Source organism: Lacrimispora sphenoides, assembly GCF_900105215.1.
GTDB lineage: Bacteria > Bacillota > Clostridia > Lachnospirales > Lachnospiraceae > Lacrimispora > Lacrimispora sphenoides_A.
In genome coordinates, this window is record NZ_FOIP01000001.1 from 60313 (window position 1) to 84337 (window position 24025).

21 protein-coding genes are annotated in these 24025 nt (G+C 43.9%); 5 read left to right on the forward strand and 16 right to left on the reverse strand.

Annotated features, from left to right (window positions below):
• The first annotated feature begins 167 nt into the window (after positions 1-167).
• Positions 168-2885: a magnesium-translocating P-type ATPase gene (gene mgtA / locus BMW45_RS00300; protein ID WP_092240049.1), complete on the forward strand. Its 2718-nt coding sequence runs from the start codon at positions 168-170 to the stop codon at positions 2883-2885.
• 121 nt (positions 2886-3006) lie between these two features.
• Here the strand turns inward: mgtA and BMW45_RS00305 are convergent, their stop codons facing one another.
• The 4 genes from BMW45_RS00305 to BMW45_RS00315 all read right to left on the reverse strand — a co-directional run bounded on the left by BMW45_RS00305 (position 3007) and on the right by BMW45_RS00315 (position 8718).
• Positions 3007-5139, reverse strand: a complete 2133-nt coding sequence (locus tag BMW45_RS00305) for an EAL domain-containing protein (protein WP_166433252.1) — start codon at positions 5137-5139, stop codon at positions 3007-3009.
• A 176-nt stretch (positions 5140-5315) separates the two neighbouring features.
• Positions 5316-6275 carry a sensor histidine kinase gene (locus tag BMW45_RS28310; protein WP_242882846.1) on the reverse strand — a complete coding sequence of 320 codons (960 nt, stop codon included), beginning with the start codon at positions 6273-6275 and terminating at the stop codon, positions 5316-5318.
• Entirely contained in the window at positions 6221-7159 is a 939-nt protein-coding gene (locus BMW45_RS28315; RefSeq protein ID WP_242882848.1) for a hypothetical protein, read from the reverse strand. The genes BMW45_RS28310 and BMW45_RS28315 overlap by 55 nt, the downstream gene beginning before the upstream one ends.
• Positions 7156-8718, reverse strand: a complete 1563-nt coding sequence (locus BMW45_RS00315) for a helix-turn-helix domain-containing protein (RefSeq protein WP_092240051.1) — start codon at positions 8716-8718, stop codon at positions 7156-7158. Before BMW45_RS00315 ends, BMW45_RS28315 begins: the two co-directional genes overlap by 4 nt.
• A 193-nt stretch (positions 8719-8911) precedes the next feature.
• Here BMW45_RS00315 and BMW45_RS00320 point away from each other — a divergent pair, with 193 nt between their 5' ends.
• The 4 genes from BMW45_RS00320 (at position 8912) to BMW45_RS00335 (ending at position 13555) form a co-directional block, all read left to right on the forward strand.
• Positions 8912-10405, forward strand: a complete 1494-nt coding sequence (locus BMW45_RS00320) for a sugar ABC transporter ATP-binding protein (RefSeq protein ID WP_092240052.1) — start codon at positions 8912-8914, stop codon at positions 10403-10405.
• A complete protein-coding gene (locus tag BMW45_RS00325) occupies positions 10405-11400 on the forward strand; it encodes an ABC transporter permease (protein WP_092240053.1) in 996 nt (331 codons plus the stop codon). The genes BMW45_RS00320 and BMW45_RS00325 overlap by 1 nt, the downstream gene beginning before the upstream one ends.
• Before the next feature lie 3 nt (positions 11401-11403).
• Complete coding sequence (locus BMW45_RS00330) at positions 11404-12399, forward strand: ABC transporter permease (protein ID WP_092240054.1); 996 nt, start codon at positions 11404-11406, stop codon at positions 12397-12399.
• 64 nt (positions 12400-12463) lie between these two features.
• Positions 12464-13555, forward strand: a complete 1092-nt coding sequence (locus BMW45_RS00335) for a rhamnose ABC transporter substrate-binding protein (protein ID WP_092240055.1) — start codon at positions 12464-12466, stop codon at positions 13553-13555.
• A gap of 136 nt (positions 13556-13691) precedes the next feature.
• Here the strand turns inward: BMW45_RS00335 and BMW45_RS00340 are convergent, their stop codons facing one another.
• The 12 genes from BMW45_RS00340 to BMW45_RS00395 form a co-directional block, all read right to left on the reverse strand.
• Entirely contained in the window at positions 13692-14741 is a 1050-nt protein-coding gene (locus tag BMW45_RS00340; RefSeq protein ID WP_092240056.1) for a sensor histidine kinase, read from the reverse strand.
• Positions 14738-15409 carry a response regulator transcription factor gene (locus BMW45_RS00345; protein ID WP_092240057.1) on the reverse strand — a complete coding sequence of 224 codons (672 nt, stop codon included), beginning with the start codon at positions 15407-15409 and terminating at the stop codon, positions 14738-14740. Before BMW45_RS00345 ends, BMW45_RS00340 begins: the two co-directional genes overlap by 4 nt.
• 166 nt (positions 15410-15575) lie before the next feature.
• Positions 15576-16829: an ABC transporter permease gene (locus tag BMW45_RS00350; RefSeq protein ID WP_092240058.1), complete on the reverse strand. Its 1254-nt coding sequence runs from the start codon at positions 16827-16829 to the stop codon at positions 15576-15578.
• Between the two features lie 4 nt (positions 16830-16833).
• Positions 16834-17550 (reverse strand): ABC transporter ATP-binding protein, encoded by a 717-nt coding sequence (locus BMW45_RS00355; RefSeq protein WP_092240059.1) that lies wholly within the window; start codon positions 17548-17550, stop codon positions 16834-16836.
• Complete coding sequence (locus tag BMW45_RS00360; protein ID WP_092240060.1) at positions 17547-18776, reverse strand: efflux RND transporter periplasmic adaptor subunit; 1230 nt, start codon at positions 18774-18776, stop codon at positions 17547-17549. Before BMW45_RS00360 ends, BMW45_RS00355 begins: the two co-directional genes overlap by 4 nt.
• Before the next feature lie 112 nt (positions 18777-18888).
• Entirely contained in the window at positions 18889-19227 is a 339-nt protein-coding gene (locus BMW45_RS00365; RefSeq protein WP_092240061.1) for a hypothetical protein, read from the reverse strand.
• A 17-nt stretch (positions 19228-19244) separates the two neighbouring features.
• Entirely contained in the window at positions 19245-19589 is a 345-nt protein-coding gene (locus BMW45_RS00370; RefSeq protein WP_330390627.1) for a DMT family transporter, read from the reverse strand.
• A gap of 385 nt (positions 19590-19974) precedes the next feature.
• Positions 19975-21369, reverse strand: coding sequence for an L-cystine transporter (locus BMW45_RS00375; RefSeq protein ID WP_092240063.1), 1395 nt, complete (start codon positions 21367-21369; stop codon positions 19975-19977).
• Between the two features lie 544 nt (positions 21370-21913).
• Entirely contained in the window at positions 21914-22078 is a 165-nt protein-coding gene (locus tag BMW45_RS27670; RefSeq protein ID WP_166433253.1) for a hypothetical protein, read from the reverse strand.
• A gap of 47 nt (positions 22079-22125) precedes the next feature.
• Positions 22126-22632 carry a hypothetical protein gene (locus BMW45_RS00380; RefSeq protein ID WP_092240064.1) on the reverse strand — a complete coding sequence of 169 codons (507 nt, stop codon included), beginning with the start codon at positions 22630-22632 and terminating at the stop codon, positions 22126-22128.
• Between the two features lie 206 nt (positions 22633-22838).
• On the reverse strand, positions 22839-23219 hold the full coding sequence (locus BMW45_RS00385) for an isochorismatase family protein (protein WP_092240065.1): 381 nt from the start codon (positions 23217-23219) through the stop codon (positions 22839-22841).
• Between the two features lie 288 nt (positions 23220-23507).
• Positions 23508-23858, reverse strand: coding sequence for a polymer-forming cytoskeletal protein (locus BMW45_RS00395; RefSeq protein ID WP_092240067.1), 351 nt, complete (start codon positions 23856-23858; stop codon positions 23508-23510).
• Positions 23859-24025 lie beyond the last annotated feature (167 nt).

A 24025-nucleotide genomic window follows, 5' to 3' on the forward strand; every position in this document is an offset into this window, starting at 1 on the left:
TGGAAACCGGAAGTAAATGCGGCCCTGATCCTGACGGGCGAAACCGAAGGCCTGAGCCGGAATGGAACCCTTTTTCCATTTCGGCGGCCTGAATATAGACGAGGCTCATCAGTGTATGGGCTGTGCTTCCTCACATCTTACAAAAACTAAAATGGAGGTGCAGACCAATGCAAAAAGTAAAAAACAATTTAGAAACGTTAAAAGTAACCCAGGACATGGTACGCCGCGACGAGATCGCGACCAGGTTAAAATCTGCCGCCGCTGCTAAAACGGATGTACTGTTTAACAATCTCAACACGACTCCGGAAGGACTCAGTGAGGATCTTGTGGATGCTTCCCGTGAACAGTTCGGCGACAATAAAGTTACCCACGGAAAAAAAGTATCCCTGCCCAAGCGCATCGCCGAGGCGTTCATCAATCCTTTTACCGCCATCCTCATCGGGCTGACGGCGGTGTCAGCATTCACCGACATCATTCTCGCAGATCCGGGAGAAGCAGATCCGCTGACTGTTGTGATTATCATGACAATGGTGCTGATTTCCGGGATTCTGCGCTTCGTGCAGGAAACAAGAAGCGGCAACGCCGCTGATAAACTTTTAAAAATGATCAAGACGACCACAAACGTCCGGAGGTTGGAGACTGGCAACGCGGAAATACCGCTGGAAGAAGTCGTTGTGGGCGATATTGTCCACCTGGCTGCGGGAGACATGATTCCCGCCGACATGCGGATTATCCAGGCCAAAGATTTGTTTGTCAGCCAGTCGGCACTGACTGGCGAAAGTGCGGCAGTAGAAAAAATTCCAGGGGCCGTGAGTGTGGAACACGATACATTGGCAGAGTATCCGAACCTGGCCTTTATGGGAACAAACGTCATCAGCGGTAGCGCGGCAGGTGTGGTTGTTGCAACGGGTGATGACACGATATTCGGAGATATGGCAAAGAATGTCAGTGATAAACCTGTGCAGACCAACTTTGAAAAAGGCGTTAACTCTGTATCATGGCTGCTCATCCGCTTCATGCTGGTCATGGTGCCCATCGTGTTGTTCATCAACGGTTTCACCAAAGGTGACTGGATGCAGGCAACCCTGTTTGCCCTGTCAATAGCGGTAGGCCTGACGCCGGAGATGCTGCCGATGATTGTTACCACCTGCCTTGCCAAAGGCGCAGTGGCTATGTCAAAGGAAAAGACAATCATCAAGAACTTAAATTCGATCCAGAATCTTGGCTCCATCGACATTCTTTGTACTGACAAGACCGGAACCCTGACCCAGGATAAAGTGGCACTGCAATACCACTTGAATATCCACGGGGAGGAAGATGCCCGCGTATTGCGCCATGCCTTTTTAAACAGCTACTACCAGACAGGACTGAAAAATCTCATGGATGTCGCCGTCATTGAGCGCACCCTGGAAGAGCAGAAAACGGTAGCGGAACTTCGCGGCCTTACCGATCAGTTTACCAAGGTTGATGAAATCCCCTTCGACTTTGAGCGCCGCCGCATGAGCGTAGTGGTGAAAAACGGCAAGACACAGATGATCACCAAGGGCGCGGTGGAGGAAATGCTGTCGGTTTGCAGTTATGCCGAGTATGAGGGAAAGGTGATGCCGCTGACCGACGACATCAAGACATATATCCTTAAAAAGGTAAATGATTTAAATGAGGATGGAATGCGGGTTATCGCCGTTGCGCAAAAGACCAATCCCTCTCCCGTAGGCACGTTTTCCGTGGCCGACGAATCGGATATGGTGCTGATGGGATATCTTGCTTTCCTTGACCCGCCAAAGGAATCCACGGCGGAAGCACTCGCCGCCTTAAAAGAGCATGGCGTAGACGTGAAAATTCTGACCGGCGATAACGACAAGGTGACCCGCTGCGTTTGCCGGCAGGTAGGCCTCTCCGTGGACCGCATCCTATTGGGCTCTGATCTTGACAACATGTCCGATGAAGAACTTGGCAGCGCCGCCGAAAGAGTCAGCGTTTTTGCCAAGCTGTCTCCGCAGCAGAAAGCCCGTGTTATTACAATCTTACGGAATAACGGACACAGTGTAGGCTATATGGGTGACGGCATCAACGACGCGGCAGCTATGAAGGCTTCCGACGTGGGCATTTCCGTTGACACAGCGGTAGACATTGCCAAAGAGTCTGCTGATGTTATTCTTCTGGAAAAAGACTTAATGGTACTAGAAAAAGGCATTATCGAGGGCCGCAAGACTTACGCCAACATGATCAAATATATCAAGATGACAGCAAGCTCCAACTTCGGCAATATGTTCTCAGTACTTGCAGCCAGTGCTTTCCTGCCTTTCATTCCCATGCTGCCCATCCATCTGATTCTGTTGAATCTGATTTACGATTTAAGCTGTACAGCAATTCCGTGGGATAATGTAGATAAAGAGTACCTTGCTGTACCGAGGAAATGGGACGCTTCCTCCATCGGAAAATTCATGATATGGATCGGACCTACCAGCTCGGTGTTTGACATCACCACCTACCTGCTGATGTATTTCATCATCTGCCCGGCCATGACCGGCGGACTTATGTTCCATCAGCTTACTGACCCGGCTATGCAGGTATACTTTATCGCACTGTTTCAGGCCGGCTGGTTTGTAGAATCCATGTGGAGCCAGACGCTTGTCATTCATATGATTAGAACGCCTAAGATTCCTTTTATCCAGAGCCATGCTTCCCTGTCGGTGACACTGCTCACCTTCACAGGCATTGCAGCCCTGACCATCATTCCATTTACCAAACTTGGAGCATCCATCGGCCTGGCCGCCCTGCCGCCTGTATATTTCGCATGGCTGGCGCTGACCATTTTCCTATATATGGTGCTCGCTACGGTGTTCAAGAAGATTTTTATTAGAAGGTATGGTGAGTTATTATAAGAACTTTTTACCATGATCCATGCAAAAGCCTGCAGGTATTATCACAATTGTGAGATAATACCTGCAGGCTTTTATAATTGATTTCAGTTAAGTGATTATCCGTTCCCAAAGGCTCACCTTCCTAACACTCCCCGGCCTTAACTTTTTGTTTCTCCTCCTCCGCCGTACCATGCCGGCTTATATATTCCAGAAAACTATGATAATTCAAAGACCTGCTGTAATAAAAGCCCTGATAACACTCACAGCCAAGTTCATGAAGCATTTCGACCTGTTCCCTGGTTTCCACACCTTCCGCCACAGCCTTGACATGCAGCTGTTCGCAAAGAGTAAGAATTGATTTTATAATCTGCCGGCGCTGTTCGTCGCTGGTTACCAATCCTACCAGGGATGCATCTAATTTTATGACATTCGCGTAAAAATCACATATATAGAGTAGCGAACTGTGACCCATGCCAAAATCGTCAATAGAAAGATTAAGTCCCATGGCCGTAATCTGCCCTAATTTATTGCATATCGCGTCAGTCGCATCAATTGTAGCGTTTTCGGTAAGCTCCAGCTCCATATACTGAGGCTCGATGCCCAACTGATTGATGCAATCCTGCACAGATCGAACCAAGGATCCATCCTCTTTCAGCTGCCGCGGACTAAGATTTACGGAAAGGGGTACCTTAAACCCCTGTTCATGCCAGCATTTCATATCGCTGAATGACCGGTTCATAATCCATTGACCCAGTTCATTCGTCAAATTGGCCTCATCACATATATTTAATATAACAATAGGGGATACATAACCAAATACGGGATGATTCCATCGCAGAAGAGCTTCTGCTCCCACGACCTGGCCTTTATAGTTTACTTTCGGCTGATATTCCATATGAAGGGTTTGTGCCTGGCTCTTAAAGCCTTCCCTGATCTCTTCCGCCAAAGCACGGGCAAGAGAGCCTGTTTCATCGTGACGGTTGAGGATAGTTTTAGTCTGCCGTTCCTGAATATATTGAATTTCATCAGCCAGTCCTTTAAACACTTCAATGCGTGCGCACTGCTGGTGCTTTTCCTGCAGCCTGATGAAGGGAATATAAATCAGCACAGCCAACACCAGATTAACAGCTTGCATCACGGCTCCGACAAAGGATCCCGTACTGAGATAACCGGATAAGAAAATGGGAGTAGTCCATTTTACCGCCTGCGTAACCGGAGGAACCCAGCCCACGCTCACGTATATCCAGGCGTTAAGGCATAAAAAAACAGGTGCTAACACAAATGGAGCAAAAAAATACGGATTGAATATTATGGGCAAACCAAATATCATGACTTCATTGATATTAAATATACCGGGCAGTACCGAAATCTTTGCCAACCGGGTTTCGCTGCTGTTTTTTCCAACTAGGAGCAAGGCAATCAGCAGTCCAAAGGTTGCTCCTGCACCTCCTAAATAAACATAGGTGTCAAAAAATTCTTTGTTAAAAATGACCGCATCCATTGCTGACGATACTGACGAAGCAGCAACAGGCATGGCATCCATAATGACATTTCCTCCATGGATACCGAAAAACCATAAGATGTGAGTGATGAGAATAATAATTACTGCTGAATAGAAATTTTGTCCCGATAACCACATATCATGGATCTTATGTAAAAACTGGTAATTGCCAAATCCTATTAAATCAAGTATCAATTTTCCCATACTAAAGGTGAATACAGTGAGCAAAGCAGGCACTACCGTCCGAAAGGCTTCCCGTGTCAGGGGGCTGCCATGATAACTGATAAGATTTTTATGCCGGATGCAATCCTGTATTTTATAGAAGAAACAATACAAACCACATGCAAGAAATGATATGATAATGGCTCCGAACATCCCTGAAGAGCCGGCATTTTCTGTGCTTATAACAATACCATCTGAAGTCTTCATCCATATAATGAAAACGATCATTGCTACTGCCTGTAAGACAGTTGTACTGACCTCCCCGGACTTAATGAGCTCTTTTTCGCTCGCAATCGCATGGCTTACAGTAATCAACGTAATAATCGCCATAATTTGGAGTGTACCTTCATATATGAGCAAACCAATTTCCAACCAGCCTTCTCCAAAAATATAAGACATAAATGACTGGTACGCCGGTATGGGCAAATTTAGCAGCGCAAGCACAATGGAACCGATTAAAACAAACGGCATTAAGTATAGTAATCCTCTGCGGAGTACGCGGACCATCTGCTGATTTGCCAGCTTAGATATAAATATATCAAATTCTTGCATTACTTTTATGAATACCTCCATTCGTTATATGGGAACTAACGGCTGCGATATCTTAACTATAGTTTCCCACACCTTATGACAAAATTTTACACTTTATTATAGATTTTTTAATTAATTTCTTGTTGCTACGTGTAATCAATCTATATAATTTTGTTCTCAATTTCATTTTGTACCAACTAACGGACGAATGTGTCGAATGTAAAACGAGATTCCTGTTTTGTAAAAATCCTGATCTCCACCTCTGTCCCCTTTCCCTGCAGGCTGTTATAGGTCAGGCCATATCCTGGACCGTATAGGATCTCCAGGCGTCGGTGGGTATTGAATACGGCAATGTTTGTCCCATTTTTACTGGTCCCGTTTCCGGAGAGAATGCCAGAAAGCTTTCCGGTGTCCATTCCCACCCCGTCATCGGAAATCAGTATGACGGCTGTGTTGTCCTCCAGCCAGCCGGTAATGACAATGGTACCTCCCTTTGGTACCTTTTCCAAAAGCCCATGGAGGATAGAATTTTCCACCACTGGCTGAAAGGTCAGTTTTGGTATTGGCAAGTCCATCATATGATCCGGTATATCATCCACAAAGTCAATGATCTGATGGTAACGCATATTTTGAAGCCGGACATAGGTTTTTACATGTTCCAGCTCATCGGCAATGGTGCTTAAGATTCCCTTATGGCTTAAAGTCAGCTTGTAAAAACGGGAAAGATCCACGACTGCCTCCGAAACCTCTTCCGTCCGGCCCTGCTGCGCCAGCCAGTTGATCATGTCCATGGTGTTGTATAGAAAATGGGGATTGATCTGGGCCTGAAGAGAATTAAATTCAGCGGCTCGTAAGTCCTCTGCCGCTTTTGCCTGCTCCCCGATGAGCCTGTTCATCATCCTGGTCATATAATTGTAGGTGTCGATCAGGCCTCCGATCTCATCATGGTAAAGAGATGCGGGCAGAGGGGTGGGCGGCTCTGTGCGCACCTTTGCCATTTGCCCGATGACAGAGGAAATCCGGTTGGTAATGGAATGGGACAGCCGGTTTGCAATTAAAAATGAAATCAAAATGCAAAGTAAATATATGAAGAAAAAGCCGATCATAAGGAGGAAGCTTTTTTGAATGATGGCTCTGGTCGGAATGACAGCCACCATAAACCAGTCCGCTTTCCTGATATAATAGAAGCCGGCATAAACATCATGATCCAGAATATTCTTGAGGACAAAATTATTGGACGACTAAAAAAATCCCGGACCTTGTCATAGCTGAAATGGTAGATTCCCGCCAGTCCGCCATCAGAGGTGGCAACGGTGCTGTCCCGGTCATTGATGATATAGGCCACGCTGGTATCCTCTGTTAAATTGTTCTTTAAAAGTCTTGTAAACGGTGCTTTGGAGTAATAGATAGCCGTATAGCCGGTGCGATACTCACTGTTATATAAAATGGTGGTTTTGGTAATATAGGCCATATCCCCTGATTCCCTTACCTCTATAGGACTTAAATAGAATTCCGGACAAAAGAGAGAATTTAAAGACCGGTCCCCCTGGAAAATTCCGTGCCAGTAAGACCCTCTAGCCTCTCTCATTGGGCGGAAGATCCGGCTGGAAGTTTCATTGTGAAAGATTTCCTGAAATTCAGGAATATCCAGATAAATAAGAATATTCGTTATGTATTCGCCATCAATGATGGATTCTGCTGCCCCGTAAAAATCTGCTGCCTCTGAAGAATCATCAATCCAGTTGGAAGGCTGGTATCCGATCAGACGGAACAGCTTTTTATAGTATGGATGGGCTTCCAGGCTTTTCTGAGCCTCCAGACATGTTTCAATCAGCTGATCAATCTGCGGCATGGTCATGGCAGATGCGGTTTGTTCCGTCCGGATGGTATCCGCCAAAACCATGTCATAAAGCTTTCCATGGAAAAAGAAGAACATGACCAGCATGGGTATGGTGGTGATGACCAGATGGGTGATGGTAAACTTTGTCTGAAGCATCATGTTGTTGTAGAAGAACTTTCCTCTTTGTATCATATTTTTCATTTCAACATTTTCTCCCGGTAATCAGACGGCGACAAGCCAGTCATTTTTTTAAAGCTCTTGCTGAAATAATTTCCGTTGCTGTATCCTACCTTGTTTGAAATATCGGCAATCTGATAACGGGAATCAGCCAGAAGCTCTTTGGCTTTTTTCATCCGGTAATCCGTAAGGTATTGGTTAATGGTTTGTCCTGTTTCATTTTTAAAATACGTGCACACATAAGAAGCGGATAAGTAAACCTGGCCGCCAATATCCCGTACCGAAAGGGCATCGTCGTGATAATGATTGTGGATGTACTCTTTAATTAGGAAAATAGTGGTATCTTCCGACATATGGGACCGCGCTGCTTCAAAAAGCAGTTCGGTTTTTTGCGTCAGCTTTTGGTGCAGCTCCCGAAAGCTAAAGCAGCTTTCAAGAAGCTTCATGGCATTTTCCGGCTCCATGACAGGTGCCAGCCTAAGAGTCTGGCGGCAGTCCTCCAAAACCATAAAAAGCTTATAATAAAGATCCTTTGCCTCATGGGGAGAGACCTCTCTCCTCTGGTAAAAATCCACATAAAGGTGCAAAAGCAGTTCCTTTCCTTTTTTCTGATCCTTATTTAAAACTGCCTCCGATAAAAGGGTGATATAAGCAGCCTCGGCGGACTTATTCCTGCCCTGTTTATCCGTATGTACCGTCTGATTCTCTTCAGGAGTAAATAATGTTCCCGGATTAAAGAAAAAGCTGCTCTGCATGAGAGTAACCGCAGATGCATAGGAATCATAGGCCCTTGCAATGCCAGTAGAAGTTTCTCCTCTGCTGATATAGAAGGTACAGGCCGGATCAAAGCAATTCTTTAAGAAAACGCCAATCCGGTTTAAAGCTCCATAGGAAGGCAACACAGGGGATAGGATATGGAACACATGGTACTGGATATATTTTGATACATAGTAAACCTGCATATGGGAATGGGAAAGAAATACTTCCAGATCCGTAAGTACCTGATCCATAAGGTTCTGGTCTGTCTGGCTCTGTTCCAGCTTGACAACAAAAGAGGTGAAGCCTGCATGGGGGGTGAGCTTAAGGCCCAGCTCTTTTGCAAGGGCTGCGACGGTTTCCTTATTGTCCCTGTAAGGTTGGGTAAGGGCTGCTGCAAAGGAAGAGGCGGTTCCCCTGGAATAAAACAGCTCATTTTTTACAGTCCTCATATTCTGACGAACGCAGTTGTAGGCTTCCTTGATTGAGTTTTTCACCTCTGCAGGGTCCAAGGGCTTTTCCACATAGTTGATGGCCTTTAAGCGAATGGCTGCTTTTAAATATTCTTTATCCGAATAACCGCTCATAAAGATAAAGGCCGAATGAGGAAGCAGCTTCTCCAGCCGTTCCACCATCTCAATTCCATCCATTCTAGGCATCCTTACATCGCATAAAACGATTTCAGGCTTCACATCCTTTGCAATGCGAAGCCCGCTTATGCCGTCCTCAGCCTGGAACAACTGAAAGACGCCCAGAGACTCCCAGTCAATGGAATCAATCAGCCCGGTACGTGTGAGCTCTTCATCATCAACGATCAGCAATTTCATAACGGTCTCCTTCCTGCTTTTAATCCATTATTATTCTAGCAAAATAACCAAAAAACACAATATAGAAGCCTTATTATTGCTGTTATCAACGAAAAACTCAAAAATATATTACCCGTTATCAAAAGATTATACTGTTTCTTCCATATCCCGCCGATGGTAAAATGATCCCAGCTTAAGAAGGGAGGAAGCAGCCGTGTCCGAATATGTTCTGGAATTAAAGGGCGTTACAAAAATATTTCCCGGCGTGAAAGCCTTAGACCAGGTTCATTTCAGTCTGAAAAAGGGCGAGGTTCATGCACTGATGGGGGAAAACGGAGCGGGAAAATCCACATTTATCAAAGTGATAACAGGAGTTCACAGGGCCGACGAAGGAGAAATCTTTCTGGACGGGAGTAAGACAGAATTTAAAGGGCCAAAGGATGTCCAGACAGCAGGAATAGCTGCTGTTTACCAACATCCCACCTCCTACCCGGACCTTACGGTGACGGAGAATATATTTATGGGCCATGAGATCGTGAAAAACGGCATGATTCAGTGGAAGCGGATGAATCTGGAGGCGGAAAAGCTTTTAATGGAGCTGAATGCGGATTTTAAGGCCGCCGATGAAATGGGAACGCTGAGTGTGGCCCAGCAGCAGATGGTGGAAATTGCAAAGGCACTATCCACCCGGGCCAGAATCATCATTCTTGATGAACCCACAGCAGCTCTGACAAAAAATGAATCCGAAGACTTGTACCGGATCGTGGATCAGTTAAAGGCCACCGGTGTTTCTATTATCTTTATTTCCCACCGGTTTGAGGATATGTTCCGGCTGGCGGACCGGGTAACCGTTTTCCGGGATTCCCGGTACATCGGAACTTATGAATCGGGGGGAATCACCGATGGGGATCTTATTAAGGCCATGGTAGGCCGTGAGATCAAGGACCTTTACCCAAAGCCGGAGGTAAAGACCGGCCCGGAGGTCCTTAAGGTGGAAAACATGTCAAGGACCGGATATTTTAAAGACATAAACTTTACTCTGCATCAGGGGGAGATTCTGGGACTTACGGGACTTGTAGGGGCAGGGAGAACAGAGGTTGCGGAAAGTATCTGCGGCATTACAAGGCCTGATACCGGAAATGTTTATATTGAGGGAGGGCACGTCTCCATAAAACACCCGGCTGATGCCATGAGAGAAGGGCTTGTCCTTCTTCCGGAGGACCGCCAGAGAGCAGGTCTTATCCTCACCTGGGGCCTTGGACGCAATGTGACCTTGCCCATCATGGGAAAATATGCGAAATGCGGCATCACAAATGAAAAAATGGAATGTGAGACCGCAAAACAGCTTTTAGAAGAAGTGGATACAAAGGCAGTTTCCATCTTTGATCCTGCCAGCTCTTTATCCGGCGGAAACCAGCAGAAAGTGGTGGTGGCTAAGGCTTTAAGCCAGGATATGAAAGTCGTCATTATGGATGAGCCCACCAAGGGCGTGGATGTAGGAGCAAAAGCCGAGATCTATCAGATCATGGGGGATTTAGCGAAAAAAGGATACGGAATTCTTCTCATATCCTCGGAAATGCCGGAGATTTTGGGCATGAGCGACCGCATCCTGGTCATGTGCAATGGCAGACTGTCCGGTGAGTTAAACCGCGGGGAGGCGACTCAGGAAACCATTCTCCAGCATGCCATGGAAAGGAGTTCCCAATAATGGAGAAAAAATTGCTCAAGAAAATCACAAGCTCCAGAGAAGCCAGCCTATTCCTTGTTCTAGTGATCCTCTGCATGGTGATCCAGATATTCAGCCCATCATTTCTGACAGCAAAATCCATTCTGGATATGCTGAAAAACAATGCGGTCATCATGATTATGGCCCTGGGAATGCTTTGCGTCCTGCTGGTGGGAGGAATCGATATTTCCATTACCTCCACCCTGGCTCTATCCGGAATGACCGTAGGAATGCTTCTTAAATACAACATCATTCATAATACGCTCCTGCTGTTTCTCATCGCCATTTTAGTAGGCGCTTTATGTGGGGCAATCATTGGTTTTGTGGTAGCAAAAGGAAAGGTGCTTCCGATTATTGCCACCATGGGATTCATGTACATATACAGGGGACTTGCCTATCTGATTGCCAAAAGCCAGTGGGCCAGCGCAGAAAATCTGGGAGGCTTTAAGAATTTTGCGTTGGAAAAGGAACTGGGGCTTGGTATATTAAATAATGTTATTGTCATTGTCCTGGTGTGCTATATCATCTTTTTTGCAGTCATGAAATGGACCAGAACAGGGAGAAAGATTTATGCGGTAGGCAGCAACCCGGAAGCAGCTGCCGTATCCGGCATCAATACCAGGAGGATCAAGCTGTTAGTCTATACCCTTATGGGAATGCTGGCCGGTTTGTGCGGCGCCCTTGCAGTTGCTGTCTATTCCTCCGCCCAGCCTAACATGCTTTACGGAAAGGAAATGGATGTGATCGCGGCCTGTGTCATCGGGGGTGTGAGCATGTCGGGAGGCCGGGGAACGGTGGCAGGCGCTTTGTTAGGCTCTCTGATCCTGGCAGTCATCGCCAAGGCTCTTCCTCTCGTAGGGATCGATTCCATCGTACAAAACACGGTTAAGGGCTGTATTATTCTGGCTGTCATCATTTTCAACGTAGTGGCGCAGCGCATGATGCAAAAGGAAAATTTAAAAGGAAGGGAGATGTAATTCATGGCGGGAAAATCGGGAAGAACAATATCTGCGCAGGCAGAGCAAAGCTGGAAAAAAAGCCTTCTCAGCTGGGAAGGGATGCTGGTATTTCTGTTTTTTGCTGTAAACCTGTTATGCATGATCATCTCTCCAAGCTATAAGCTTACCAATGTGCTGCGGGAAATGCCAAAATATTTAACTGAGGTGTTTCTTCTGCTTCCCATGGCTTATGTCCTTATTATAGGGGAGATCGATTTATCAGTGGGCGCTACAGTCTGCTTATCGGCAACCACCGCCTGCCTGGCGGGAAATGCAGGTATTCCATTTCCGGTTGTCATTTTAACCGGCATTCTTGTTGGAACCGCCTGCGGGCTTTTTAACGGGATTGCAGTCACCCTGTTTACAGAGCTGCCATCCATGATCGTCACACTGGCTACAATGATCATATTCCGGGGAATTGCAGAAATTGCACTGGGAAGCGGAGGCTCTGTGTCCTTAAAGCATAATGAAGGCTTTCGGGCACTGGCAGGGAAAATCGGACCTATACCTTATGTCTTTTTTGCAGTCCTGTTTGCGGCAGTTATCTTCATTTTTATTTTAAACAGGACCTCCTTTGGGCGAAGGCTCTATGCCATTGGAAGCAACCGGACCACATCTTTCTATTCCGGCATCCATGTGCAGAAAATACGTCTGGCGGTTTACTCTGTTACCGGCATGATGGCAGGCATCAGCGCTATGTTTCTGGTTTCGGTCCTTTACGGTGCAAATACCACTACTGGAACAGGTTTTGAACTGGATGCCATTGCCATGGCTGTGTTCGGCGGGATTTCCACGGCAGGCGGTAAGGGGAAATTAACCGGAGCCATGATATCAGCATTTATCATTATCTGTCTCCGGATCGGCTTAGGCCAGATAAACATGAATCCCCAGGTCATTCTGGTGATTCTTGGTACCCTGTTAATTCTGGCAGTTATGATACCGGAACTATTAAAAAATATAAAACGGAAGCATGTGTGATACGTAACACCAGAAGGTGTTCAGTATAAAAAACTAAGAAATGGAAAAGGGAGGTAATTGTAACATGAGAAAACAATTGGTTTATGCAGTCCTGTGTACCGCTGCGATTTCAGGAATCCTAGCAGGCTGCAGCAGTAAAAGCAGTACGACGGAAAGTACGGCGTCCCCACAGAAAACCGAGGCTGCATCCAAAGACGGGACGGGAACCGGAGGAACTGCCGGAAAGACCTTTGCCATCGTCACAAAGGCGGCAGGCAATCCGTATAATGAAAAAATGGCACAGGGTTTTCAGAAGGTCATTGAGGCGGAGGGAGGAACCTGCATTATCAAGCATCCGGAATCTGCTACGGCAGACGCCCAGGTTTCCGTTATCCAGTCCCTGATCTCCCAGGGCGTGGATGCTCTCTGCATCGCGGGAAATGATGAAAACGCCCTTCAGGCAGCTTTGGAGGAGGCCATGACAGCCGGGATCAAGGTTTCCTGTCTGGATTCCAAGGTGAATAAAGACAGCCGACAGACCTTTGTCAACCAGGCCGGAACTACGGAAATCGGCCAGGCTTTAATGGATGCCGTCTATGATATTTCAGGCGGTGAGGGAGACTGGGCCATTCTTTCTGCCACCTCCCAGGCTACCAACCAGAATGCCTGGATCGAAGCCATGAAAGAGGTCATGAAGGAAGGTAAGTATTCAAAGCTCAATCTGGTAGAAGTTGCCTATGGAGATGATGAACCCCAGAAATCCACGGACCAGACTCAGGCGCTTTTATCCAAATACCCTGATTTAAAGGTTATCTGCGCGCCAACCACCGTTGGAATCAATGCAGCCGCAAAGGTTCTTCAGGATGAAAAATCCAAAGTCAAGCTGACAGGCCTTGGACTTCCCTCTGAAATGGCGGAATACATCGGCAATGATGACGCTCACTCCTGTCCTTATATGTACTTATGGAATCCTATTGACGTAGGTTCCTTAGGGGCTTATACTTCCATCGCCCTGGTAGACGGGTCTATCACAGGGAAAGCCGGTGACAAGTTCGCTGCCGGGGAAATGGGCGATTACGAAGTGATTGGGGCATCGGATGGCGGAACGGAGATTATTCTTGGGCCTCCATTTAAATTTGAAAGCTCCAATATTGACGAGTGGAAATCTGTTTATTAATAAAATAGGGGAAAGAAGTGGCTGTTGCAATGATGCGACAGCCACTTTTTTAAACTTATTTGTTATACAGAACAAAACTCTGGCCCGGACCTTATTTCTCCGCAAAGAATCCCTGCCTTACACGTCGCCCGTATGATTAAATCACCACCTTAACAATAAAGCATGTTCCTTCGTTTGGTCTGCTTTTTACTGATATGCTACCTCCGAAAATATCTACTACTTTTTTAGCAAGCGCCAATCCCAATCCATTTCCTTCGGTGGAGTGCGAACTGTCGCCCTGATAGAATTTATCAAAAACATGAGCCACCGTCTCCTCGCCCATGCCACAACCAGTATCGCTGATCGTCACCACTGCTAATCCATCTTCGTTCTTAAGCGAAATGACGATTTGCCCACCTTCGTTTGTGAATTTAATGGCATTGGAGATCAGATTATTCCAAACAAGCTCAAGCAGGGATCTATCGTAACGCACGGTAACCTCGTTAATATCATCACCAATCAGCGTAATATTCTTCTTACTCCAAAGCTCTTCATATGACAAAGCGCATTCACGAAGCTGTTCATCAAGCGAATACGGCTCAGATGCGGGAAAAATCTCCTGGTTTTCTAATTTATTCAGCTTCAAGATATTGGTGATTAAATCTGACAACCGCTTTGAAGCCTTGACAATGGTCTTACCGTAATCGTACCGTTCCTCTGGTGATAGGGAATCATCTTGCATAGCTGTGGCATAGCTTTGAATCACGGCCAGCGGCGATCTGATTTCATGAGATACATTGGCAATAAAATCCGTCTTTAAGGTTTCAATCGTGGCAAGTTCCTCTATCATCGTATTGAAGTCTTCCACAAGAACTTCAATCTCGTCCTTTTTCCCATCTTTCCGAAATGGCTGCAGCCTGATAGTGAAATCACCGCCAGCTACCTGCCTCGCTGCTTCGGCTATCTTCCTCATCGGTCTGCCATACATAGATCTTCTTGCAAAACCAAGCAATGCAGCAACAACAACGGTCGAAAACAGCACGTTTCCCAGCAGCATATATCCAATAGCTGCATCTTCAATATTACTTCTATGCATCGAATAGACGGTATTATAGCTTGCGTTTATACTCATTACAATAAAAAGAAGAATAAAAAACTGCTTTGCTGAGAAGAATCCGACATTGATACGTTTGTCTTTCTTCTTCATTTGATCACCACCTTGTATCCAAAGCCACGCAGGGTTACGATTTCAAAATCCTTACAACCGGAAAATTTTTCACGTAGCTTTGTAATGTAAACATCTACCGTCCGTAACCCGGATTCGCTTTCCAGTCCCCAAAACTCATCAATGAGCTGACTGCGGGTAAAGGTCTTTTTCGGATAGGAAAGCATCTTGTAGAGAATATTAAACTCCCTGACGGACAGAGGTATTTCTTCGCCATTCAATGTAGCAGACATCTCATCTTCGTTCATAACAAGACTTCCTACTGTTACCTTTCTCTCATTGGCGATATTCGCCCGACGCAGAAGAGCACCAACACGCAGGATGATCTCATCCATATCAATTGGCTTAACCATATAATCATCAATTCCTATGCGAAACCCTTTTTGCTTTGAAGAAATATCATCCAGCGAGGTCATAAACAGTATAGGAATAATCCTATTTTGACAGCGTATTGTTTCGACAAATTCAAACCCATCAATTCCCGGCATCATAATGTCGGAGATAATCATATCAAACCTTGAAGTGTAAAGCAGATCGTAGGCTTCGGTAGGATTATTACAGCCAATAGCATGGTAATTATTTTTATTCAAATACGAACAGACTATTTGATTCAGTTTCAAATCATCTTCTACAACCAGTATATTTATCATAGTATTAACTCCTGATTCGACCATTAAGGCATAGTGTTTTAATTATAAGTCACCATTGTTAAAGTAATGTTAAAGTCAACAACAATTTTTGTAGACGACGATATTATACCTCGTTGGGCCTGCTTTATCAAGAATCCGAGTATTAGTGATTTATCTACTCATAACGTTACTCATAACGTAATGCATCAATAGGATCAAGCGAAGATGCTTTGTTTGCGGGATAATATCCAAAAAAAACACCAATCAACATCGAAAACATAAAAGCTACAATGATGATAAATGGAGAAGGGAATGTCGGAAATCCAAGAATAACCGAACCTAAGTAACCCAGGCCTGTTCCGATTGCAATCCCGAGAAATCCTCCTAAACAGCAAATAATGATGGCCTCCACAATAAACTGTATCCGTATGGCGGAGCTTCTGGCTCCCAGTGCTTTCCTGGTTCCGATTTCTCTTGTTCTTTCCGTTACAGATACCAGCATGATATTCATTACGCCAACACCGCCGACAATTAAGGAAATGGCGGCTATGACCGCTACAGCCAATGAAAGGACGCTCATAATGGAGGTGGCGGATGACATTACACTTTCCATGCTTCTAGCGTTGACTTCATAAATAGGGTTCTTCACATAGTAAACATTGAAGAAATCCCCCGTTTGTTTTGACATTTTCTCTGTATCTACGCCTTTTTTAGCCATAACAGTAAGGCTTTGATAGCCTTGGCCGGATGAAGTTAGCACAGAACAGGTGGAGAGAGGGATATATAAATTGGTTCTGACGTCTTGCTCAGATACTCCGCCTCCCAAAGCCATGAGGCCGGATTCTTCATATTTGTATACGCCTATAATTGTAAAAACTTGAAAACTATCGCCAAAAGATACTCTTATTTCTTTGCCAATTGGATTTGATCCTTTATCAAACATATTTTCTACGAGTTTATCCGAAACCACAGCCGTATATCGGTTGGACTTAACATCCGCTTCCCTGATAAAACGCCCGGATATCATTTCCAGATTGTTGGCCTGGCTATATCCGTCGTTGACTCCCTGCAAAGAAATATTAGCATATTTCCGGCCTTTCTGTGCTTTTCCAGAACCTCCAGACTTGGATAAGCTGATGGTCTGAACTTGATTTGCATACATCTTTGTGTATTTATCCAACATTTCATCGGTGATTAAATCAGATTCAGAAAGAGCTGCATTCTTTGAGTCGGAATCTTTGCTCTGGAGCCGCACGGTTATGTTATTCGCACCCATGCCCTGCATGGAGTCTGAAACAAACGCTGTCAGGGAATCGCCCACCGTCATAATTGCGATAACCGAGCTTATGCCGATGATTATGCCCAGCATAGTAAGGAGCGCTCGCATTTTATTTGCTTTGAGCCCTTCAAGAGCCAGTTGTATATTTTCCTTTAAGTACACTAAATCACGCTCCCTTTGACTTACTTGGAATCTTTTCGGCTACAATCCGCCCGTCAATGATGGTCAACACCCTGTCTGTTTCTTCTGCAAGTTCATCGTTGTGGGTAATCAAGATAATCGTTTTGCCTTCCTGCTTGTGGAGCTTATGAAACAAGTCCATTACGGTACGGCCTGTTTGGGAATCCAATGCGCCGGTTGGCTCATCCGCCAAAATTATCGCTGGATCGTTTGCCATAGCTCTGGCAATCGCCACTCTTTGTTTCTGCCCGCCTGAGAGTTCGTTGGGCTGATGATTTAAACGTTCGCCCATTCCTACGAGTTCTAAAAGTTCCTTGGCCCGCTTGGTTCTTTCTAAGGCAGGGAAGCCAGCGTACAACATGGGTAATTCGACGTTCCGAAGTGCCGAGCTTCTTGGAATAAGATTAAATGTCTGAAACACAAACCCTATCTTTGCGTTACGAATATCGGAAAGGATATTATCAGTCATAGTACTCGTATCATTATTATCCAGGTAATATGTTCCAACTGTGGGTCGGTCAAGCGCTCCTATTATATTCATCAAAGTGGATTTGCCGGAACCAGATTGCCCCACGATGGATACAAATTCTCCTTTGTTTACGGTGATATTAATGCCGTTCAATATCCGAAGTTCGTTTGGCGTACCGATGTAAAAACTTTTCTCAATGCCTTTCATTTCAATAACGTTTTGACTGCTGTTCATATCTGTTCCTCCTGCCCCAATTTGATTGACATACCGTTTTGTAAGGCGGACGCTTCTTTCAAAATCTTCATACCATCCACTAACTCTTCGCCTGTAATTTCCACATAAAAATCCGTTTCCATCCCTGTGCTTACGGTTATGGCATGAGCCAGATATTTACCGCCTTTCTCTTGGGCCGCATAAATTACAGTCTCCCCATTTTCTGCAGTAGCGAGAGCATCGTACGATACGCAATATACATTTTCTATTTTATCCGTGATCACGCTCAAATTTGCGTTTGCACCAATTCTCAGATTTGAGATTTCACTTGTTACGGCCACTTTAGCGGAGAATTCCACATCAGTAGAGGCGAGAGTATCGCCATTTGTGTTTTTCACAGCGGTAGGATCGACTTCTGCGATGATACCACTATACTCACTATCTCCTGTATAATCTGTTTTGATGACAACGCTAATCCCAGGAGACACTCTCCCAATATCGTATTCTCTGAATTTTGTAGTAATTTCCAGTCGATCCGTATCTTCTATGATAAATAACAATCCAGAACCTGCTGCCCCCTCCCTGGCGTAGACGGCTGTTATTGTGCCAGAAATGGGGGCTATGATGGAGGCATCCTGAATCTGCTTCTCCAACTTTTGAATATCAATGTTTTTCCGTTCCAACTCTTTGCCAGCAGCTGTTTTCGCCTCCTCCAGTGCTCTCAGTGCATCTTGGTATTTATTTTGAGCTTGCGTATAAGCCGTTTTCGCCTGATCCAGTTCACTTTTGGACATACCCCCAGCTTCATACAGGACCTTGGTATTGTTATAGTCCGTAGTCTTTGTGTCCAAATCCAGTTTAGCGCTGTTAATATTGCTTTGGTTGTCCTGCTGCCCTTTGAGACCGCTTTGCTGTGCGGCGGTAAATTCTACGTTTTGCTGTGCGAGGTTCAGTCTTAAATCTTCCGTGTCAAGCTGACATAAAAGATCACCAGCAGATACTTTGTCGCCAACCTTTATATATACAGTTTCTATCGTTGCAGTTGCAGTGGAATATACATTCCTTTTATCTTGGCTTTCCACAATGCCTTTAGCACTGATACTATTGATTAAATCGGTTCTATAAAGCTCCGTGTAATCCATGGCAACAGACTTATCCCCCCTTACCAAAAAAAATATGGCAACTATGACCACAATCAAAACAACGCTTGTAATTCCGGCAATGATATGTACCTTTTTCTTATTCATTCTATCCACTCCATTTTTTTAGTTTTACTACTGTCTTATCGAACCTATTATTACATGTAAATATATTTTGAATATTAAACGACTGTTAAAGTAATGTTAAAGCGATAACCTGTTATGCAAGTGGAGTATACATGGCTGCAAGCAGAGATTCCGGGCGGACTTGATGCATTCTAAATACATCAACAAGGAGGTGAAAAACACCCCTGTAGATCACTACATTCAGTGCTTCATCAACTTTGCCTGCTGTTGTGATGGTTTCCGAAATATCCTTTAGCGCAAATTCATGCATGATGGACTCAAGATTATATTTTCCGCTCTCCATCATTGACATGACAACCCGGACATCCTCCAGCATATATCCGAAATTAATGATATAAAATCTACAGGCATGAAAAAGGTCGCAGTTTAAAACTGCGGCCTTTGCTTTGCTGATTGGTGCCTTTCTCCTCATTAATGATCCTCAAGGTTCTAAGCTGCTTTCTTTTGAATGCTTATTATAAACGTTGCAAAAACTACAAGTACACAACCTGCAGCTTGATACATGCTGATTGATTCTTTTAATATGGTGACAGAAAACAATGTTGAACTAATTGGAATAATACCTGAAAAGGCCGCAATGGTATAACCGCTACACCTTTTTGCCCCTGCGAACATAAACGCAAAGGCAACGATTGTAACAATACTGCCATACCATACGAAGGCAATCCAGTCGCTGATCGGCAGCGCTGCGATTGCTGCCCAGGGATGTTCCAGCAAGGCAGGAATAAGGCATAGTACCATAGCGCTAATACTTACAAATCCAGCGTGGACCAATGGGGGCTATGCAATAGCCGATAGTGGCGTAAGTATCTATCGAGCAGGGAGTTTTTATCTGAAAGAAAATAAGGAGCGTAATAATAAAATCATTTTTGGATATTCCCATTTGTCCTCTGAAGAGATCGCAGAGGGGGTTAAAATTATCAGTGACATTATTTCATAGGCGGCAGAGATATGGGTTACCGGAAACTATAAAACTTTAAATGAATAGGACAAGAGAGGGCACCCCTAAGTCATTTCATGACTTTTGGGATACCCTCTCAATTTTTCTTTTTTCAAAAAATTATATGATGGAAAGCAAAACCCCTTCCGATACTCGGCAGGACGGGCGAAAAAACAGCCCTTTTATCCTCACTTGCGTTTCAGATTCAGATAAACCATATTATAATGACATTGCCGAATACTCATCCACTGGTGTATTATACAAATCCACGTCAAGCTCTGATGTCAGCCTTGCTGTTACAAGGCCGGCCAACATAGCATCATTCACATTCAAAGCGGTCCGTCCCATGTCAATTAAAGGTTCCACTGATATTAACAGTCCGGCCAGGCCAACAGGCAGATTCATGGCGGATAAAACCATCAACGCGGCAAATGTCGCACCGCCGCCAACCCCGGCTATACCAAAGGAGCTGATTGCAACGATAATAGACAGTTTTGCAATGAAACCAATACTCATAGGGTTAATACCAACCGCAGGGGCGATCATTACAGCAAGCATTGCGGGATAAACGCCTGCGCAGCCATTCTGGCCAATAGTTGTTCCGAAAGATGCGGCAAAGTTGGCAATACTTTCAGGAATACCAAGCTTCTTAGTTTGTGTTTCAATCGTTAAGGGCAGCGTACCCGCACTGGATCTTGACGTAAACGCAATGGTAAGCGTTGGGAAGGCCTTCTTGATGTATATTGCCGGATTCAATTTCATCAACAGGATAATTAAAAAATGTATGGCAAACATGACAATTAATGCGACATAGTTTGCAATGACAAACTTAGACAGGGCAATAATGCCTGCTATGTTCGTTGTCGCAATTGTCTTTGTCATAAGTCCCAGAATACCATAAGGCGTTAATCTCAGTATAAAAGTTACCATCCGCATCACTACAGCATAAAGGGAATTAATGATTTTCTGGAAAGTTTCAGCTTCTTCCGGTTTTTTCTTTTGTATTCCCAATGCTGATATGCCAAGAAATGCAGAAAAAATAACCACTGCTATGGTAGAAGTAGCCCTGTCACCTGTCATATCCTGGAATGGATTTTGGGGGATAAAACTCAAAATCTGCTGCGGTATCGTCTGATCCTGGACGGTTGAAACTTTTCCTTCAAGATACTCGGCCCGGTCTGACTCCGCCTGGCCAACGGTTATTTCTTCCGCTGTAAGATGAAAGGTATTTGCGGTTGCTATTCCCACCAAAGCGGAAATGAACACAGTCAGCAGTAATGTTGCCAGCACATATGTACTGATTTTCCCCAAGCTTGTGTGGGACTTCAGATTAACGATGGCCGATATAATGGAGACCATAATTAGTGGAATAACAATCATTTTTAAAAGATTCACATAACCAGTACCGATAATGGATATCCAATCCAACGAAGTTTTTAGTACTGGGCTGTCAGATGCAAAAGCAAGCTGCATGATACTGCCTATAACAATTCCCATAAGCAGAGCAGAAAATACTCTCTTAGCAAACGATATATGCTTCTTCTGCATATAGTAGAGAATTCCAATAAGTACAAGAATTACAGCGATTATAACCAAAGTCCATAACAAATCCATACATTTTCCTCCTTAAAAATCACACATATTGAACACTGCAGTATCAGAAATTTGTTTGCAAAGTGACGGGGAGTTTGTGAAACTACTGAAATCTTTCATGGTACGATGATTCTACGGCGGCTTTGGAACTGTTACGGCATCAGATGTTCCTTTACCCATACGCCCCCGGATTGATAAAGTATATTCACAAGGAATAACCTTAATGATACGGTTTATTAATGATTTCAACCGATCTTTATCTATATAACATATATGTTTAGTATGTTAGCATTATGTGGTAAATTTGTCAATTTATTTTTACTTGATTTTAAACCATCGCGGAGGCGCAAAAAACTGAGTGCATCTTGCATATGCACTCAGTTCTCCTGTCAGATACCGGTATAACTTCTGCCGGGCTATCTGACATATGCTTCTAAAACCTTAACTCCTTCATGTTCACTTTTCGCAGATGGAACCATTGTGACTGAGGATATACCTGCCGGAATTAAAAAACTAAAAAAAGACGGACTACTGCCCGCCGTTCCTTCAAAGCTTTTCTTCTGCATCATAATTCTCTTGCAACAACTCCATATACACGGCGCCCGATCCGAATGATTCTTCCGGTTTCTAATTCCTCTTTAAAAAGCACCAGTGCGAAAATAAAGTATGTTAATAAGGCCATCAGTCCAATAATTGATAAAAAGTAAACCATTCCTTTATAAATGCGCATTATTCCTCCTTTTTAAAAAGTTGAGACTTACCATTCTTCATAACTTTTTATATTGTTTTTGCAGCCATTTCTTCCAACATGCGCATCAGTTCTAAAGCGCTTCGAAAACTCACATATTTTTTCTTCGTCAGCCTTCCAATCACTCTTCCCTGTATGCTGGCATTCTGGCGATACTCTATCTTGACTATCAAAGTTTCTTTAGCCAGATGCGCCCTGGAACCTAAGGTCTTACTATCCTGCAGCTGGACCTTTGCCTTTGCTGGCAGTCTGTTTTTCCCTTGGGTCCTGTATGCATATTCTTCCGCCATCTTTCTATTAAGAAACCTTGGATTCGTGGATGGTTGGGGGGTCCCAATCCAGTTGCATATTTCATCCAATTTAAGAATCAAATCGCCTGCGCTGGAAAACCAGACAGGTTCATCGATGTAGCAGTTAAGAATTTCACCATTTAAATTTCCATCTTTTTCTTCATGAAAACAAATAAGCATTGTACTGACGCGGTCTGTTTCAATCAAGCCTTGACAGACGTTTAGTATTTCTTCGCTATATATCATTCGAATCTTATCCTCTTTTATATCATAGTTTATCAAGTTTCAGACTACTATATTCTTTATATTAAAATAATAGAGGACTTTTTTGCTTTAATCTGTCCTTAACCTGCATTTTTTTGTTCCTAATTTAAAAATAATATATGCAGGCATGACAAAAGCCGCAGATTAAAACTGCGGCCTTTACTTCGTTGCTATATTATCTTTATTTATCAGTTGATAAATTCATCCGTCTTAATCACACGTGCAAAAAGACCATCTAATGAAGCCATGAAAACATTATGAACGGTTTCGGCGGATATCGTTTGCTTCTTATATATCAGGTCTTTCGTGGCACAGGCATCTTCCAGCAAAGTAACCTTTAATCCAAAGTCCATACAAGCTCTTGTAGTTGTATCAATGCACATATGACTCATCATTCCGCATATGACCAGCTCTGATATTCCCTTTTTCTGTAAAACAGAAGAAAGATTTGTATTCAGAAAGCTGTTTGGAGCATGTTTTATACTTCTTCGCCTCTTGAGATAACTTCCACAGCAAAGCCCATAATTACGGATAGAACGGCGTGTATCAATTGCTTCTTTTAATTCCATTGGTACACTCCTCTCCTGACTTTTATGATTCTTAATATAAATAATACTGTATCCAGCAATAATTGGAGCGATAATGTTATGAATGGAATAAATGTCGTAATGTATGTGGCGTTATTCTATAAATATGGCCGGTTGGTTGGGTTTTCTATTCTGTCTTCAGAACTTTATAGAAAAACGCTACTTACAATTAACAAAAATAAAAGTAAGTTTATCTTTTACAATCTGGCGCAGTCCTTTGCCATATATTACTTTTTTATTTGAATCAGGCATAAATAATAATAGCATGGCTCATATCAGATTGAAAGATAAAAAAGAGGTTCCTATGATCGTGATTTCTCCGCCGACACGGCAGCTTACCAATCCGCTTTCCGCAATAATAAAACCTTGTACATCGCTTACATCATCTGTTATGATTTTTCTGCATGTAATATCTCCTGCGACATGGGAGTGGTATAGCTGCACTTGATTTGCCCGGATATTTCCGGTAACGGTACCGCTGCAGTAAACTGTCCCTCTGCAAAAAACATCACCATTCACCTCACCTTTGATGAGCAGATCATCGCTGCTTTCAAGATATCCATATATTTCATCATTTTGCATTCCATTAAACTTTTCGGATTGAAAGTATTTATTATCCATTCCATCAATCACCTCCTTTTCACACAGAACTGATCAGGTACCTGATTTGATCAATATTATATGGTTTTTTTATCTTACCTAAGTAAATATTGTTCCTAACTGGCTTTATGTTGTACCAAACGATAATTGATAAATATTGATAACCATATTAATTAATTTGGAATATT